We start from the raw sequence: 14,262 nt of genomic DNA on the forward strand, positions 1-14,262 counted from the left end.
TCAGGGATCTCTAGAGGTCGTGCCCCGAATAGCTGAGATTGAAGGACTTGTTAATCAGCGGAAAGTCCGGAACGATGTTGCCGATGATGGCATGCTCGAGCACCGGCCAGTTCTGCCACGACGGGTCGTGACAGTGGCAGCGCACGATCCGGCCATCACCCCCCAACTCGAGCGCGACGAGAACCTCGCCGCGCCAGCCCTCCACCCAGCCCGCACCCAGGGATGGCATAGCCGGTGGCCGCAGGTCGACATGCGCAGGATCGCCCGGCAAGCCGGCGCAAATGGCGCGGATGAGTCTCAGCGACTCGAACGTCTCTTCGAAGCGCACCGTCACGCGCGCGGCGACATCGCCGTTACGGTGCGTGGCCATCGCGACCTCGAACCGGTCGTAGGGAGCCCATTCGTGGTCGCAGCGCAGGTCGGCCGTCTGACCGCTGGCACGCCCTGCCAGACCCGTGAGGCCAAGTTGGGCGGCGAGTTGAGGCGTCACCCGCCCGGTGGTGAGCAAGCGGTCTTGCAGGCCCGCATGTTCGTCGTACACGACCTTCAGCGCGCGCACGTCCCGTTCGATGTCGTCGCACTGCTTGCGCAGGCGATCCAGCATCGGCGGCACAAGGTCGACCGCGACGCCTCCAGGTATCACCGCGTCCATCATGAAGCGGTGGCCGAAGGCCTCTTTGGACAAGCGCTGCCAGTCCTCACGCAGGCGCGAAAACTGTGCCAAACCGAAGGCCAGCGCCGCGTCGTTACCCAGGGCGCCGAGGTCACCCAGGTGGTTGGCCACGCGCTCGCGCTCCAGCATCAGCGCACGCAGCCAGGTCGCCCTTGCCGGTATCTCGCTGCCCCAGGCCGATTCGAGCGCCATGCAGTAGGCCCAGGCGTAGGCCACCGTCGAGTCGCCCGACACGCGGCCAGCGAGCCGGTGGCCTTCGATCGGCGCCAGTTCGGTGAAGCGGCGCTCGATGCCCTTGTGCGTGTAGCCCAAGTGCTCTTCCAGCCGAAGTACCTTCTCGCCGACCACCGAGAAACGGAAGTGGCCAGGCTCGATGATGCCCGCATGTACCGGGCCGACGGCGATCTCATGCACCCCGTCGCCTTCAACGCACACGAAGGGGTAATCGTCGGGTAACGTGCCGGCGCTCGCAGCCTTCGGTTCTGCATCGTGTTGCAGCGGGGGCCCTCCGGGCGACCACATGCCATGGTCCAGCCACGGGCGGTCGTCGCGACTGCCGTCGGCATGCAGGCCCGACAGGTCGGCCATGGCGCGCTGCATCCGGGCGGCGCACGGGAACGCGGAGGACAGATCCGGAAAGCCCTGTGTCGCGTCGTCGAGCGGCAGTTCGAGCCAGACCAACCCCTCGAATACGGCATAGGCCGCACAGGCCGCCATGGCGCCGCCGCCGGCCCGGCGGTCCACGCCCCAAACCGAAACCAGTCGCCCGCCGGTGTCCGCGATAGTGCGTGCCACGGCGCTCCAGGCGTCACGACCGACCTGCCCGTGCCACATCGGCAGAGGTGCCGGCAGGCGTCGCAGGTCGAGTCCGAGGTTCGACAGCGCCATATGATCAGCCTCCCAGCATGGCAGCCGCCTGCCGGTACCAGGCGTTGAGATAGGGCGGGATGTACAGGCCCAGCATCAGCCCAAGCGCCAGGTGAACAAACACCGGGATCAGCGCTGGCGGATGCGCCAGAGGCTTGACGTTGGTCTCGCCGAACACCATTGGCTGGATTCGGCTGAAGACTGATGCAAATGCCAGGCCCAAAGCGATCAACAGGAACGGCGTCGCCCAGGGCTGCTCGCGCATCGCGGTCGTGACGATCAGGAACTCGCTGGCGAAGACCCCGAATGGCGGCATGCCCAGGATGGCCAGCGATCCGAGCATCAGGCCCCAGGCGACCGTCGGGCTGACCTTGATCAGCCCGCGGATGTTTTCCATGACCTGTGTACCAGCCTTCTGCGTGGCGTGGCCGACGGCAAAAAAGATCGCGGATTTGATCAGCGAATGCACCGTCATGTGCAGCAGCCCGGCGAAATTGGCGATCGGGCCGCCCATGCCGAACGCGAAAGTCATCATTCCCATGTGCTCGATGGACGAGTAGGCGAACATGCGCTTGACGTCCTTCTGCCGGATCATGAGGAACACCGCAGCCACCACCGACAGCAGGCCGAAGCCCATCATCAGCCGGCCGGCCAGATGACTGTGCAGCGCGCCGTCCGTCAGCACCTTGCAACGCAAGATTGCATAGAGCGCCACGTTCAGCAGCAGGCCCGACAACACGGCAGACACAGGCGTAGGTCCCTCGGCATGGGCGTCCGGCAACCAGTTGTGCAGCGGCACCAGGCCGACCTTGGTGCCGTAGCCGATGAAGAGGAACGCGAACGCCAGCGTGATGATGTTCGGGTCGAGCTGACTCTTCACCGCATCGAGGTTGGTCCAGAGCAAGGCACCGGCCTCGGCGCTGATAACCTTCTCGGCCGCCATATAGAGCAGCACCGTGCCGAACAGCGCCTGGGCGATACCCACGCCACACAGGATGAAGTATTTCCACGCGGCCTCCAGGCTGGCCGCGGTGCGGTAGACGCTGACCAGCAGAACGGTGGTCAGTGTCGCGGCCTCCATCGCGACCCAGAGAATTCCCATGTTGTTGGTCGTCAGTGCCAGCAGCATCGTGAAGCTGAACAGCTGGTACATGCTGTGATAAAGGCGCAGGCGCGGCGGGGTCATCTTGCCGTGGTCGCGCTCGATGCGCATGTAGGGCCGCGAGAAGATCGAGGTGGTGAAGCCGACGAACGCGGTCAGCGAGACGAGAAACACGTTGAGCGCATCGATGTAGAACTCATTGCCCCACACCAGCAGTGGCCCGCCGTCGATGATCTGTATCGTGAGCACGCAAGCGGCGATGAAGGTACCCAGGCTGAAGGCTACATTGACGTCGCGTGCGTTGTCGTGGTGGCCGACCAGCGCCAGCGCGAGCCCGCCGACAAGCGGGGTTGCGAGGAGGAAGGCCAGGGCAAGCAACTCAGTCATCCTTGAGTTTTTCGAGATGGCTGATGTCCAGACTGTCGAACTGCTCGCGGATCTGAAACATGAACACACCCAGGATCAGCACGCCGATCAGCACATCCAGCGCAATGCCGAGCTCCACCACCATAGGCATGCCGTAGGTGGCTGAAGTGGCGGCAAAGAACAGGCCGTTTTCCATCGCCAGGAAGCCGATCACCTGCGGCACCGCCTTCGCGCGCGTGATCATCATCAGGAAGGACAGCAGTACGCAGGCCAGTGCGATGCCCAGCGTGCCGCTGGCCAGCGCCGACGACAGCCGCGCGATCGGCATCGCGAGGTCGAATGCAAAGATCACGACCACGATGCCGATCAGCATGGTCGTCGGTATGTTGATCAGCGTCTCGACGTCCCAGCGAATATTGAGGCGGTCGATGACCCGGTGCAGCAGGTACGGGATCAACAGCACCTTGAGCACGAAAGTCACGCCGGCCGAGATGTACAGGTGCGGCTGGTTCGTCACGTAGCCGACCACGCCGGTCGCCAGCACCAGCGTCGCGCCCTGCATCGTGAACAGGTGAATCAGCGACAGGATGCGCCGCTGCGCGATCATCGCAAACGCGAGCATCAGCAGCACCGCGCCGAGCAGATTGACGAACTGGGTCAGCAAGGCGCTCATCTCAGTACCCGTCCGGCCGCATCAAGGGCACTGGGTTGCCCCCTGGGGGGCGGCGATCGAATTGACCCTGGAGGCATCGCATCATTGCCCCAGTAGCAGTTGCACCAGCATCCCGATCACCGCCAGCAGGAAGGCGGTGGCCAGGAACTCGGGTACGCGGAAGATGCGCATCTTGGCGGAAAACGCCTCCAGCACGGCAAGCAGGAAGCCGCCGATCGCGAGCTTGAACACCAGTACGGGCAGCGCCAGCAGCATGGCCAGCGGGGCCCGAGCCTCGGCCACACCCCAGGGGAAAAACAAGGCCAAACCGATGCAGGAATAGGCGAACAGCTTCAGGCTGGCCGCCCACTCGATCAACGCCAGGTGGCGGCCCGAGTATTCCAGGATGAGCGCCTCGTGGATCATCGTCAGTTCCAGGTGCGTGGCGGGGTTGTCGACCGGCACGCGCGCGTTCTCCGCCAGCGACACCATTGTGAATGCAACACCGGCAAAGGCCAGGCCAGGGTAGATCGCCAGTTCGCGATGGGCGAGCGTCTCGACGATGGTGGTGAGCGAGGTCGATTTTGAGATGAGCGATGCAGAGAACAGCACCATCAACAGCGCCGGCTCGGCCAGGAAGCCGATCAGCATCTCGCGCCGCGCACCCATGGTGCCGAAGGCAGTGCCGATGTCCATTGCAGCCAGCGAGATGAACACGCGCGCCAGCGCAAACAGGCCGACCAGCGCGATCGCATCGGCCGCCGTCGCCAGTGGCAGGTCTGTGGAGACGGTGGGGATGATCGAGCATGCCAGCACCATACAGCCAAACACCACGTAAGGCGCGATGCGAAACAGGCGCGATGCGTTGTCGGCCACCATCGATTCCTTGTTGAACAGCTTGTGCAGCATCCGGTACGGTTGCCAGAGGCTGGGCGCGGATTTGTTCTGCAGCCAGGCATGCCACTGATTGACCCAGCCAGTCAGCAACGGCGCCATCGAGATCGCGAGGATGATCTCGAGCAACTGCGACAGAAAGCCGGAGAAGGTCATGTCTGCCCCCAGGTCACTGCGCGCCCGGCTCCCGGGGGGCGCAGCACTGCATGGAACCGGCCCGGCACTGTGCTCATGATGACCTCATCGCATCACTGCCAGCAACGTGGCGATCAGGGTCAGGAAACTGTACAGCAGGTACACCGCGATGCGCCCCTGCTGCATCAGGCCGATCAGTCGCGCCAGGTACTTGGCCAGATGGGCAATCGGTACATAGAGCCAGCGCCAGAAGTGATCCTCGACCTTGACGCGATACCGCGGCTGTTCGTCGAAGGGCGACGGCAGCTCGCGCTGCATCAGGAAAAAGGGCTCGAAAATCTGGCGAATCGGCTGGCCGAAGCCTTCCGCCGTATCCTGCATGCGGGCGTTGCCCCATGGAAAACCGCAGGCCCAAGGCAGTCCGTGACGCACGCGACCGTGATAGAACCAGCGCACCAGCAGGTAAGCCAGTGCGAAGCTGCCCAGGATGCCGAGCAGGAAAATCACCGGCCCGTAGCTCGCCTGCTCGAGACTGTTCGGCGCCAACAGCCAGCCGCCGGCCGCCACCTTGGCCCCGAGACCCGACGCGACGAGCTGCTGCGTCACTGGGTCGATCAGTTGAATGAACTGGGTCGGCAGCAGGCCGAGCGCGATGCAGCCGAGCGCCAGCCACACCATGCCCGCGATCTCCCAACGTCCGGCGTCGTGGGCACCGGCGAGCTTGCCCTCGCGCGGCTGGCCGAGGAAGATCACACCAAAGAACTTGACCATTGTGTAGCCGGCCAGTGCGGCCACCAGAGCGATCAGCGCGGCGACCACCGGGATCAGCATGGTCAGCAGCGGCAACGGCAGGCTCGGCGTGAACAGAAAGCTCTGCAGCAGCAACCACTCCGATACGAACCCGCCGAGCGGCGGCAGGCCGGCGCTGGCCAGCACGCCGATCAGTGTCAGCCAGCCGACCCAGGGCATGGTGCGGATCAGCCCGCCCAGCTTGCCGAGGTTTCGCTCGGACGTGGCGTGCAGGACGCTGCCGGTGCCGAGGAAGAGCAGGCTCTTGAAGCAGGCATGGCTGGCGACGTGGTAGAGCGTCGCCGTCAGGGCCAGTGCGGCCATCGGATTCATGTCGTAGGCCGAAAAGATCAGCGTCAGGCCGATGCCGACGAACAGCAGGCCCATGTTCTCGATCGACGAATAGGCCAGCAACCGCTTCATGTCGGTCTGCACCGCCGCGAAGACCACGCCGAACAGGGCCGTGGCCAGGCCAACGGCCAGAAGCAGCCCGCCCCACCACCACATGCGCATGTGCAGCAAGTCGAAAGACACGCGCATCAGACCGTAAATGGCCGTATTGAGCATGACACCGCTCATCAGGGCCGACACCGGCGAGGGTGCAGCCGGATGGGCCTCCGGCAGCCATACATGCAGGGGCAGGATGCCGGCCTTGGCGCCGAAGCCAAATACGGCGAGCAAGAAACCGACCGAAGCCCATAAGGGTGTCGGGGCCTGCGCCCGCATGTTGGCGAAGGTGTAGTCGCCGGTGTTGGCCTGCAGCACGCCGAAGCACAGCAGGATGGCGATCGCGCCGATGCGCGCCATCGTGATGTAGAGGTAGCCGGCGCTGCGCACCTCCGGGATGCGGTGGTTCGCGGTCACCAGGAAAAACGACGCCAGCGCCATCGTCTCCCACATCACCATGAACGAGTAGGCGTCGTCGGCCAGCACGACTCCCGCCATGGTGACCAGAAACACGTGGTACTCCAGGCACAACAGGCCCGGCAACGTGCCTTCGCCCTTGCGGAAGTAGCCTGCCGCGAACGTTGAGATGCCAGCCGATGTTGCGCCGATCACCATCAGGAAGTACGCGGAAAGATTGTCCAGTCGCAGATGGAATGGCAATGCCGGCAGACCGATGGGCAGCACGGCGACTTCAGGCGTGCCAAGCACCGCACCGAAAGCCAGGCCGAAAAGCGCCAGCCCGAGCAGGCCGCCGACCGGGAAAAGCACGCGGGACACCAGGACGAGACGATGCAGGGCCATGACCCCTGCGGCCCCCACGATCAGCCAGCCCAGCATGACCACGAGCATCCAGTCGAGGATGAGCCAATGCGCGACGGGGAGCAGGCTGCTCATGAACCAGGCCGGCGCGCTACACGTCGCTTCACAGGAGGTGGTTTACCGCTTGTCAAGGCTGGCGTTGCCAGGGCCGGGGCAACATGATCAACCGGCTCGGAGTCGTTCACAGGTAACCTGCCCGGCGTGTACTGGACACCATGCTGCGCGAGGTAGCCGCGGATAAGTTGTCGCACCACCTGCGATACCGTCAGATCCTGTTGCGCGCAAAGGCGCTCCAGTGCCGCCTTCTTGTTCGGATCAATGAGCAGCGTTAGCCGCGCGGTCTTGAGCTCCATACATCCTCGGCATGACAATGCGATGGTTACATGCGTCACATCGTACATGAATGCCATGTGATCAACAAACGCCTAACGTCGCAGGTCTTTCAGCGCCAGACGAATGCGATTGAATGCCGGAAGAAGATGCGCGCGCACATCGGACTTGAATTCTTGCGGCAATGCTTCCGTGCATACGGAATGATTGAGCATCAGATCGCCTTTGCACACGAACGCCACGACATTCGTACAAGTAGCGGCGCTGACTCGCAAGATGGGAGCGTCAAAGCTTCGGGCGATCCTTTCGATGTATTGCCCAGAATCGCTGTCATCTCCGTCCAGATTAAAAACCGCGATCCCGCCGCGGCGCAATGCTGCAAAGCAGTCATCGTAGAAGCTCTGCGATGACAGCTGATGCGGAATCCCCTCTGCCGCAAAGCCGTCTACAAGCAAGGTATCGAGCAAGTCCTCCGCTGTCCTGACGAAGTCCGCCCCGTCGCCCAAAACCACGGAGAAGCGCTCGCCATCCGGTGGAACATGGAACTTGTCGCGAAGCGAGAGGACGTGCGGATTGACCTCAACCGCGGTGATTCGCGATTCCGTCAGGTACCGGTGGCAGAACTTGGCCAGCGAGCCGCCGCCCAACCCGATGATGGCGATATGCTCGGGCTGGCTCATGAACAGCAGGAATCCCATCATCAAGCGCGTGTATTCCAGGCTCAGCCAGTCCGGCTGGTCGAGAAACATCCGGCTTTGCATCTCCAGGCGGGTGAAATGCAGTGACCGGGTACCCGGTGTCTCGATCACGAAGGGCTCCGCATGCTGCAGGGCTTCGAAGGTATTGGGCATCTTTTCTGCTGAACCGGCTGTTACAGGGTTTCTCGAGGTTGCCATCCTGATGCGTCCTTGACCCTCGCCAGGTCGGGCACCAGCTGGGCCCACGCCTCAGGGGGCAGATGCGGCGGGCAATGCAACGGGCTGTGCAATAGCGTGCCTGTGAGCGCGCCCCTGCATGCAAAGGCTATGGTATTGCTGCGCTCGTGGTCATGGATGACGGTCAGCATACGTTCCTCAAAACTTCTTTTCAGGCGATCCATGCAGACTGCGGAGTCTTGGTGGTGAGAATGAAAATTCGCCACCAGAACACCATGGGGTTCAAGCAGGTCAAAGCAGTTGTCGTAGAAGGTGCGAGAGGCAAGGCACGCTGGCAGCCCATCACTGTCGAATCCGTCGACCAGAATCACGTCGTATCGGCACTGGGCTGTACGGACAAAGTCGGCCGCATCCGCCTCATGAACATGGAAGCGATGGTCGTCTTTGGGAACCTCAAATTTATCGCGCAGGGCGATGACATGGGGGTTGATTTCAATCACCTCAATTCGCGATTTGGGCAGGTACCGGTAGCAAAACTTCGCTAGCGAGCCACCACCAAGACCCACCATCGCGATACTGCCGGGACGGGGAACCAGCAGCAAAAACCCCATCATGAGTCGCGTGTACTCCAGCAACAGCAGGTCTGGCCGGCCGATCTGCATCCTGCTTTGAATGTCGCAGTCCGAGAAGTACAAAGTCTTCGAGGTCAGCGTTTCGTCGACGAATGGCCGCAGATGCTGGTGGTACTCAGGATGGTCTGGCATGGGTGGCTCGAATGAATGGGCGGAACAGCGTCGTTTCGCAAAACAGTTGACTGAACTTGTCACCTTGAATTTCCGTGACGACCAAGGCGGTCGTGCTGGTGGTCATGCACATGGCGGTGGACGGAGTCCGGATATGAATGGACCGTGCACCTCCATTCAGGCGCGGCGCAGCCGATCAGCTGCACGGCTCCTGCAGGAAAAGTTCAAGGCTTCGTTTTGAGGCGAGGTGCACCCGGGATTACCCAGCTGCATTTCTCCCCGAGGCTTGCGGGGCCGTTTCATGGCGACAGCGGTGTAGACCAAACCAGCCGAACCAGGCCGTTTGCTATGTGTGGCAGCCTCATGCCAGTCGCGAGTACTCTGGTGGTCGGCGTGATGGGCAGTGCCGTCTTGAGTTGGGCAAAGACCAGGAACGATACTTCCGATGTGGGAGCCTCGCGGTCCAATCGATCGCTCTCAACCAGCAATTTCGGCAACACATCACCCGGCGGGGTGTCGCGATCAAAGTAGATGCGTACGATTTGATCACCAGGCAGGTGAAGGCGCGCGCATTCATCGGTGCCTTGGGAGATCAGTTCCAGCGGAAGGCCCTTGAGCACTGCATGCTCTTTGACAAGGTGCTCCAGCGTCAGGCTGACAGCAGTCCTGAGCAACTCGACGTCCAGCAACTGCGCCTGGGCCCCCTCTCCTCCGAGCAGGCTGGCGAGATCTTCTCCGCGATCCGGGCCTTTATACCGAATACAGCTCAGCCCCAGATCAGTTTCTGTCTCGCAGGCACGAGCAACTTCAAATGGTTCTCGCGCCGCGTAGCAAACCGATTCCAGCCATGCGACAGCTGCGACGAAGTGGTCAAATTCATAAGCAGCGTCTGGGAAACGGGCAACGAAAGGTTGCGGATCAAACACGTCATCGATTCTTCGCACAATCGGCGACGCCCAGTGAACTTCATCGCGGCGTTTCCAAACCGCACCGAATACACGGCTGAAGCCTCCCGATCGCGGCGTGTACCGCAGCAGCTTGATGTGCCGGTTCACGGGATCCGTCGGCTTGTTCGATTGCCCAGCGCTCATTGGGCAACCTCCGCGCTACGCGCTGCAGTATTCGCCTTGGGAACGGCCCGGCGGCTCATTGGGTAACCTCCGCGCTGCGCGCTGCGGTATTCGCCTTGGGAACGGCCCGGCGGCTCATGGCATTTCCCTTTGGATTTTCTTGCCGAGTGACCAGAAATCTTTCAGGAGCGGAGGTGCGGCCAATACCATGAGCAGGGTGGCCACGGGCACTGTTGCCGCAAAGCCCAAAGCCTTGAACGCCACAGCGCCGATCACGCCCCCAACAAAAAACAACCCGAGAATGGCCGCGTGGATAACCAGCTTGTCGCGATCGGCCTTCACGAAGTGCTCGATATTGGTTTCCCGCGTGCGGTTCCAGTAGATCAGTCGTCCCAGCTCAATGCCGAGATCCGTGATCACCCCCGTCATGTGTGTAGTTCTGATCTCGGCCTTGGATATTTTGGTGACGATCGCATTCTGCAGTCCCATGATGAAGCACAACAGTAGCACGGTGGACGGCACAAACAGTTCACTGAAAAGCTGAAGGTTGGCCCCCAGCAAGCCAAAGATCAGAAGCAGGACCGCTTCGAGCATGAGCGACAGTGCGAACTCGCCATGCATCTGCCGCCGCCGCGCCCAATTAATCAGTACTGCGGTTGTTGCGGCGCCACAAAGAAATGAGGCAAGCGACGCAATTCCTGCGAAAACCAAAACAGTGTGACCCCAGACCAGGTCATCCGCGATGGCAGACAGAATTCCGGTCATGTGAGAGGTATAGCGCTGCACCGCAAGAAACCCCCCAGCATTGATAGCGCCAGCAATACACGCAAGCATTCCGCCCAATTGGCGATTGCTCCGTCGCGTTCTGACGCGATGGGTCAGGCCGTGGAGAAAGTTTGCCGGTGTAAAAAAAACGAGCTTTGCCAGCCCATCGACCTCGTTGCGCATAAATTGAATATAGTGTGCATTCAATTCAATTGCAATTATAATTTCATTATCATGTCACCCGATTAGGTGAATGCGGGCGCATGAGCATGAATATAGGAGCCTCAATGGAGCTAAAGACGGCGCGACTGACGGTCCTGATTGATCCGGCAAAGAAACTGGCGTTCGAGGGCTTGTGTGCAAAACAGGACGTCACCCCCTCCCAAGTCGTACGAAGGCTCATCCGCGAGTACCTGATCGAGCATGGCGTCGAATTCACGCCATCCGGGACTTCAAAATCGTCCAGAAGAGGGCGCACATCTTGAGGATCGGGGAACGAGAGAGGGCTTGCACTGCGCTGCGGCCAAGATTGATCCGATTCTGACGGTCGCGGAAAGCGCCGCGCAAGGGCTGGTAATCCGGCTGAATATGCTGGAGCAGTTACACAAGGCCATTTGCTGCGCGGCGGCCGCTGGTGGTCGCCGGGCTCAATGCACAGCCAAAAACCGTGATGGCGCGCTCAGGTTTTCTGGAAAAGATCGAATCGCTGTAAAAAACCAGGGGCCTGGGACGCAGGGGGTTAAAAAGGATTGCTCCTGAGGGTGAGAGACTTGCTCACAGTGCTCACAGTGCTCGGAGCGCCCAGGCTGTCAGCTGCCGCGATAGGTCGAACAGCTCCAGGGGGTGCACAGCATCGGCACATGGTAGTGCTGCTTCACATCGAAGATGGCGAAACGCAGCGGCACGACCCTGTCGACGAACACGGGGTCGGCCAGGCGCGCCCCCTGGCGCTCGTAAAAGTCGCCGAGGTGAAAACTCAGCTCGTATTCGCCGACCGCCGCAGCCTCCGGCACGAGCACTGGCTGATCGGTGCGGCCGTCGGCGTTGGTCGTCATGGTCTTGACCAGCTTCCAGCTGCCGTCTTGCCCGCGCACCGAGAAGTCGATCCGCATGCCGGCACCCGGGCGGCCTGTGAAGTTGTCGAGCACATGGGTAGAAATGCCTGCCATCGTGGTTGCTCCTGAGTCCTGTGTTGTTTCAGCTACCGCGGTAGTACGAATAGCCCCAGGGCGAGAACAGCGCCGCCAGGTGCACGCGCCGGGAAGCGTCGTGGATCGCAAAGCGCAACGGCACCTTCATGAGGAACGAAGGCTGCGGCAGCTGGGCGCCCATCTGTGCGAAGTACTCGTCGAGATGCAGCAACACCTCGTAGCGGCCGCTACGGTAGGCGTCGCCGATCAGCAGCGGTTCGGCGGGGCGACCGCCGGCGTTGGCCCGCACAGTCTTCAGCAACTGCCAGCGGTCACCGTCGAAGCGGGAGAGATCCAGCCTCAGCCCGGCGCCGGTCGCGCCGTGGAAGGTGTCGATCGCGTGGACCGTCAGCCGCGGCGACACGCCGGCCTGCGAACTCGGCGCGACAGTCAGGCCGGCGGGAACCGCGGCAGGCGCGTCTGCGGCCGCCGCGAACCCCGGTGCCAGCGCCGCGCCCCCTATCAGCAACCCGGCGCGCAGTACGCCGCGCCGCGGCATCGGGTCGGCCGGTGGCGATATCGTTTCGTCTTTCATGCCGCCATCCTGGCTTCCACCCGTAGCCGCGTGATGCAGGCGATTTGCGCCAGCGCTTCGTTGAGTTCGAGCTCGCTCTCCCGTACAAGGCGGCTTCGAAACAGGCTGAAGATCTCGGTCTTGCTGTGGCGACGCACGGCGACGATGAACGGAAAGCCGTGGCGCTCACGGTAACGGGCGTTGAGCTCGCGCAACTCGCCCATCTCACCCTGGCTTAGCGCGTTCAGCCCGGCGCTGGCCTGCTCGCCCACCGACTCACGGGTCATGGTGCCGGCCTGCGCCTCCTTGCCGGCGAGCTCGGGGTGGCCGCACAGAAAGGCGACCTGCGCGTCCCGCGGCGCAGCGCGAACAACACCCATCATGGCCGCATGCAGGGCGTCCAGGCTGGCAAACGGCCGCGAGGCCCACGCTTTTTCCGTCACCCACGGGGAATGCTCGAAAGTTCTGCCCAGTGCGGCGACGAAGTCGTCCTGCTCCATGGTGTTGACAGTGTCGAGATCAAGCGCGAATGTCGCTTCAGTCATGGCGGTTCCTTGTTGATCAGGCTTTTTGAAAGCTCGCCTTGACGGCCGCATGGGTCTTGTGAATGCGCGGGACGAACTTCAGGATCAGCAGCGTCGCGCAGATCTCGAACGCGGCCACCACGTACAGGCCGGAGGACAGCGAGCCCGTCGAGGTCTTGATGAGGCCGAGCATCCAGGGCGCACCGAAGCCAGCCAGGTTGGCCACCGAGTTGATCAGCGCCACACCGCCAGCCGCCGCCGCGCCCGACAGGAAGCGGTTGGGCATTTGCCAGAACACCGGAATGGCGCTCATGGTGCCGACGATGGCCAGCGTGAGCATCGCCAGGGTCAGCAAGGGGCTGGTCTTGAGCACCATGGCAATCACCAGCAGCGAGGCAGACCCGAGTGCCGCTGCAATGCCGCAGTGGTAGCGTGACTCCTGGTGCTTGTCGGAATGGAATCCGTTCAGGATCATGCCCGCCGCGCCGCACAGGTAGGCGCCCGCCATGATCCAGCCGACCGCCAGCGGGCTGGTAAAGCCGACTTCCTTGACCAGCGTCGGGCCGTAGAAGGTCAGTGACGAGTTCGCCGCGATGATGCAGAAATAGATGAGGATCATCAGCCAGATCTTCGAGTCCTTCAGCGAGGCCAGCATGCTGTGCTCGCGATGACCCAGGGCCTTGGCGTCGCGCTCCAGGTCGGCGTGCACCAGATCGCGTTCGCGCTGCGTCAGCCAGCCGGCTTGTTCGGGCTTGTCGGTCAGGTAGAACCAGGTCACGAAGCCCGCAATCACCGAGGGGATGCCTTCCAGCAGAAACACCCACTGCCAGCCTTGCCAGCCGTTGACACCGTTGAAAGTGGTCATGATGAAGCCCGCCAGCGGCCCGCCGATCACGCCCGCCAGCGCCGAGGCCGACATGAACATGCCGAAAGCCTTGGCCCGGCGGTCGTTCGGAAACCAGAACGTGAGGTAGAGGATGATGCCGGGGTAAAAGCCCGCTTCAAATACGCCGAGCAGGAAGCGCAGGAAGTAAAACATCTCAGGCGTCTTCACGAACATCATCGCGATGCTGGTCAGGCCCCAGCCGATGGTGATGCGCATGATGGTTTTTTTGGCGCCGATTTTTTGCAGCAGCAGGTTGCTCGGCACTTCAAAGAAGAAGTAGCCAAGAAAGAAAATGCCGGCGCCCAGGCCGTAGACCGCTTCGCTCCATTTCAGGTCGTCGAGCATGGTCAGCTTGACGAAGCCGATGTTGACGCGGTCTATCCAGGCGAGGATCCACAGCACCATCAAAAACGGGATCAGCCGCAGGAAAATTTTCTTGTACACATTGTCCAGCTCCGTCTTTGCGGGGGCTTGGGCAAGGGGTAGCGTGACGCTTGCTGTACTCATGCTTGTCTCCAATGTCGTTTGGGGTGAACCACGGGCCGGTCGGACCCTGCGGCTTTCGCTTGCGCCTTCGCATTCAGGCGCACAATTCACGCGCCTTGCGAGGAGCAGCCAGTC

At 62.2% G+C, this 14,262-nt stretch carries 15 protein-coding genes and 1 pseudogene; 2 read left to right on the forward strand and 14 right to left on the reverse strand.

The genetic code is table 11. The features are described from left to right. Positions 1–10: 10 nt before the first annotated feature. From AC1DUR_RS15675 to AC1DUR_RS15720, 10 genes and pseudogenes are all read right to left on the reverse strand, one after another. Entirely contained in the window at positions 11–1,561 is a 1,551-nt protein-coding gene (locus tag AC1DUR_RS15675) for a hydrogenase large subunit (protein ID WP_477719897.1), read from the reverse strand. Between the two features lie 4 nt (positions 1,562–1,565). Next, on the reverse strand, positions 1,566–3,029 hold the full coding sequence (locus AC1DUR_RS15680; protein ID WP_477719898.1) for a hydrogenase 4 subunit F: 1,464 nt from the start codon (positions 3,027–3,029) through the stop codon (positions 1,566–1,568). Continuing rightward, on the reverse strand, positions 3,022–3,681 hold the full coding sequence (locus AC1DUR_RS15685) for a formate hydrogenlyase (RefSeq protein ID WP_011481876.1): 660 nt from the start codon (positions 3,679–3,681) through the stop codon (positions 3,022–3,024). The genes AC1DUR_RS15680 and AC1DUR_RS15685 overlap by 8 nt, the downstream gene beginning before the upstream one ends. A gap of 81 nt (positions 3,682–3,762) precedes the next feature. Then, positions 3,763–4,710: a respiratory chain complex I subunit 1 family protein gene (locus AC1DUR_RS15690; RefSeq protein WP_477719899.1), complete on the reverse strand. Its 948-nt coding sequence runs from the start codon at positions 4,708–4,710 to the stop codon at positions 3,763–3,765. A gap of 84 nt (positions 4,711–4,794) precedes the next feature. Further along, on the reverse strand, positions 4,795–6,819 hold the full coding sequence (hyfB, locus tag AC1DUR_RS15695) for a hydrogenase 4 subunit B (RefSeq protein ID WP_477719900.1): 2,025 nt from the start codon (positions 6,817–6,819) through the stop codon (positions 4,795–4,797). Positions 6,820–6,947: 128 nt separating this feature from the next. Beyond that, a pseudogene (locus AC1DUR_RS15700) lies at positions 6,948–7,097 on the reverse strand (ribbon-helix-helix protein, CopG family); the annotation flags it as partial. 72 nt (positions 7,098–7,169) lie between these two features. Beyond that, complete coding sequence (locus AC1DUR_RS15705) at positions 7,170–7,925, reverse strand: spermine/spermidine synthase domain-containing protein (protein WP_477719901.1); 756 nt, start codon at positions 7,923–7,925, stop codon at positions 7,170–7,172. Between the two features lie 20 nt (positions 7,926–7,945). Continuing rightward, positions 7,946–8,713 carry a fused MFS/spermidine synthase gene (locus AC1DUR_RS15710; protein ID WP_477719902.1) on the reverse strand — a complete coding sequence of 256 codons (768 nt, stop codon included), beginning with the start codon at positions 8,711–8,713 and terminating at the stop codon, positions 7,946–7,948. 278 nt (positions 8,714–8,991) lie between these two features. Next, entirely contained in the window at positions 8,992–9,783 is a 792-nt protein-coding gene (locus tag AC1DUR_RS15715; RefSeq protein ID WP_477719903.1) for a hypothetical protein, read from the reverse strand. A 114-nt stretch (positions 9,784–9,897) separates the two neighbouring features. Next, positions 9,898–10,710 carry a YoaK family protein gene (locus AC1DUR_RS15720; protein ID WP_477719947.1) on the reverse strand — a complete coding sequence of 271 codons (813 nt, stop codon included), beginning with the start codon at positions 10,708–10,710 and terminating at the stop codon, positions 9,898–9,900. A 104-nt stretch (positions 10,711–10,814) separates the two neighbouring features. Here AC1DUR_RS15720 and AC1DUR_RS15725 point away from each other — a divergent pair, with 104 nt between their 5' ends. Beyond that, the gene (locus AC1DUR_RS15725; protein WP_477719904.1) at positions 10,815–11,012 is read left to right on the forward strand and encodes a CopG family transcriptional regulator; all 198 of its coding nucleotides are present in this window, start codon (positions 10,815–10,817) and stop codon (positions 11,010–11,012) included. Next, the gene (locus AC1DUR_RS15730) at positions 10,951–11,286 is read left to right on the forward strand and encodes a hypothetical protein (protein WP_477719949.1); all 336 of its coding nucleotides are present in this window, start codon (positions 10,951–10,953) and stop codon (positions 11,284–11,286) included. The genes AC1DUR_RS15725 and AC1DUR_RS15730 overlap by 62 nt, the downstream gene beginning before the upstream one ends. Positions 11,287–11,336: 50 nt before the next feature. On the opposite strand, the gene uraH is transcribed toward AC1DUR_RS15730, so the two are convergent. The 4 genes from uraH to AC1DUR_RS15750 are packed head-to-tail and all read right to left on the reverse strand — an operon-like array spanning position 11,337 to position 14,148. Further along, positions 11,337–11,696, reverse strand: a complete 360-nt coding sequence (gene uraH, locus AC1DUR_RS15735) for a hydroxyisourate hydrolase (RefSeq protein ID WP_477719905.1) — start codon at positions 11,694–11,696, stop codon at positions 11,337–11,339. A gap of 28 nt (positions 11,697–11,724) precedes the next feature. Continuing rightward, positions 11,725–12,252 (reverse strand): hydroxyisourate hydrolase, encoded by a 528-nt coding sequence (locus AC1DUR_RS15740; protein ID WP_477719906.1) that lies wholly within the window; start codon positions 12,250–12,252, stop codon positions 11,725–11,727. After that, the gene (gene uraD / locus AC1DUR_RS15745) at positions 12,249–12,776 is read right to left on the reverse strand and encodes a 2-oxo-4-hydroxy-4-carboxy-5-ureidoimidazoline decarboxylase (RefSeq protein WP_477719907.1); all 528 of its coding nucleotides are present in this window, start codon (positions 12,774–12,776) and stop codon (positions 12,249–12,251) included. Before uraD ends, AC1DUR_RS15740 begins: the two co-directional genes overlap by 4 nt. 16 nt (positions 12,777–12,792) lie before the next feature. Then, a complete protein-coding gene (locus AC1DUR_RS15750; RefSeq protein ID WP_477719908.1) occupies positions 12,793–14,148 on the reverse strand; it encodes an MFS transporter in 1,356 nt (451 codons plus the stop codon). Positions 14,149–14,262 lie beyond the last annotated feature (114 nt).

This window comes from Polaromonas sp. P4_F4 (assembly GCF_056401355.1).

Coding starts and splice junctions, on each gene's coding strand:
- uraH (WP_477719905.1), bottom strand. CDS start 11,696: ATGGCAGGCATTTCTACCCATGTGCTCGACAACTTCACAGGCCGCCCG.
- AC1DUR_RS15730 (WP_477719949.1), top strand. CDS start 10,951: ATGGCGTCGAATTCACGCCATCCGGGACTTCAAAATCGTCCAGAAGAG.
- AC1DUR_RS15685 (WP_011481876.1), bottom strand. CDS start 3,681: ATGAGCGCCTTGCTGACCCAGTTCGTCAATCTGCTCGGCGCGGTGCTG.
- AC1DUR_RS15740 (WP_477719906.1), bottom strand. CDS start 12,252: ATGAAAGACGAAACGATATCGCCACCGGCCGACCCGATGCCGCGGCGC.
- hyfB (WP_477719900.1), bottom strand. CDS start 6,819: ATGAGCAGCCTGCTCCCCGTCGCGCATTGGCTCATCCTCGACTGGATG.
- AC1DUR_RS15710 (WP_477719902.1), bottom strand. CDS start 8,713: ATGCCAGACCATCCTGAGTACCACCAGCATCTGCGGCCATTCGTCGAC.
- uraD (WP_477719907.1), bottom strand. CDS start 12,776: ATGACTGAAGCGACATTCGCGCTTGATCTCGACACTGTCAACACCATG.
- AC1DUR_RS15750 (WP_477719908.1), bottom strand. CDS start 14,148: ATGAGTACAGCAAGCGTCACGCTACCCCTTGCCCAAGCCCCCGCAAAG.
- AC1DUR_RS15725 (WP_477719904.1), top strand. CDS start 10,815: ATGGAGCTAAAGACGGCGCGACTGACGGTCCTGATTGATCCGGCAAAG.
- AC1DUR_RS15690 (WP_477719899.1), bottom strand. CDS start 4,710: ATGACCTTCTCCGGCTTTCTGTCGCAGTTGCTCGAGATCATCCTCGCG.
- AC1DUR_RS15715 (WP_477719903.1), bottom strand. CDS start 9,783: ATGAGCGCTGGGCAATCGAACAAGCCGACGGATCCCGTGAACCGGCAC.
- AC1DUR_RS15680 (WP_477719898.1), bottom strand. CDS start 3,029: ATGACTGAGTTGCTTGCCCTGGCCTTCCTCCTCGCAACCCCGCTTGTC.
- AC1DUR_RS15675 (WP_477719897.1), bottom strand. CDS start 1,561: ATGGCGCTGTCGAACCTCGGACTCGACCTGCGACGCCTGCCGGCACCT.
- AC1DUR_RS15705 (WP_477719901.1), bottom strand. CDS start 7,925: ATGCCCAATACCTTCGAAGCCCTGCAGCATGCGGAGCCCTTCGTGATC.
- AC1DUR_RS15720 (WP_477719947.1), bottom strand. CDS start 10,710: ATGCGCAACGAGGTCGATGGGCTGGCAAAGCTCGTTTTTTTTACACCG.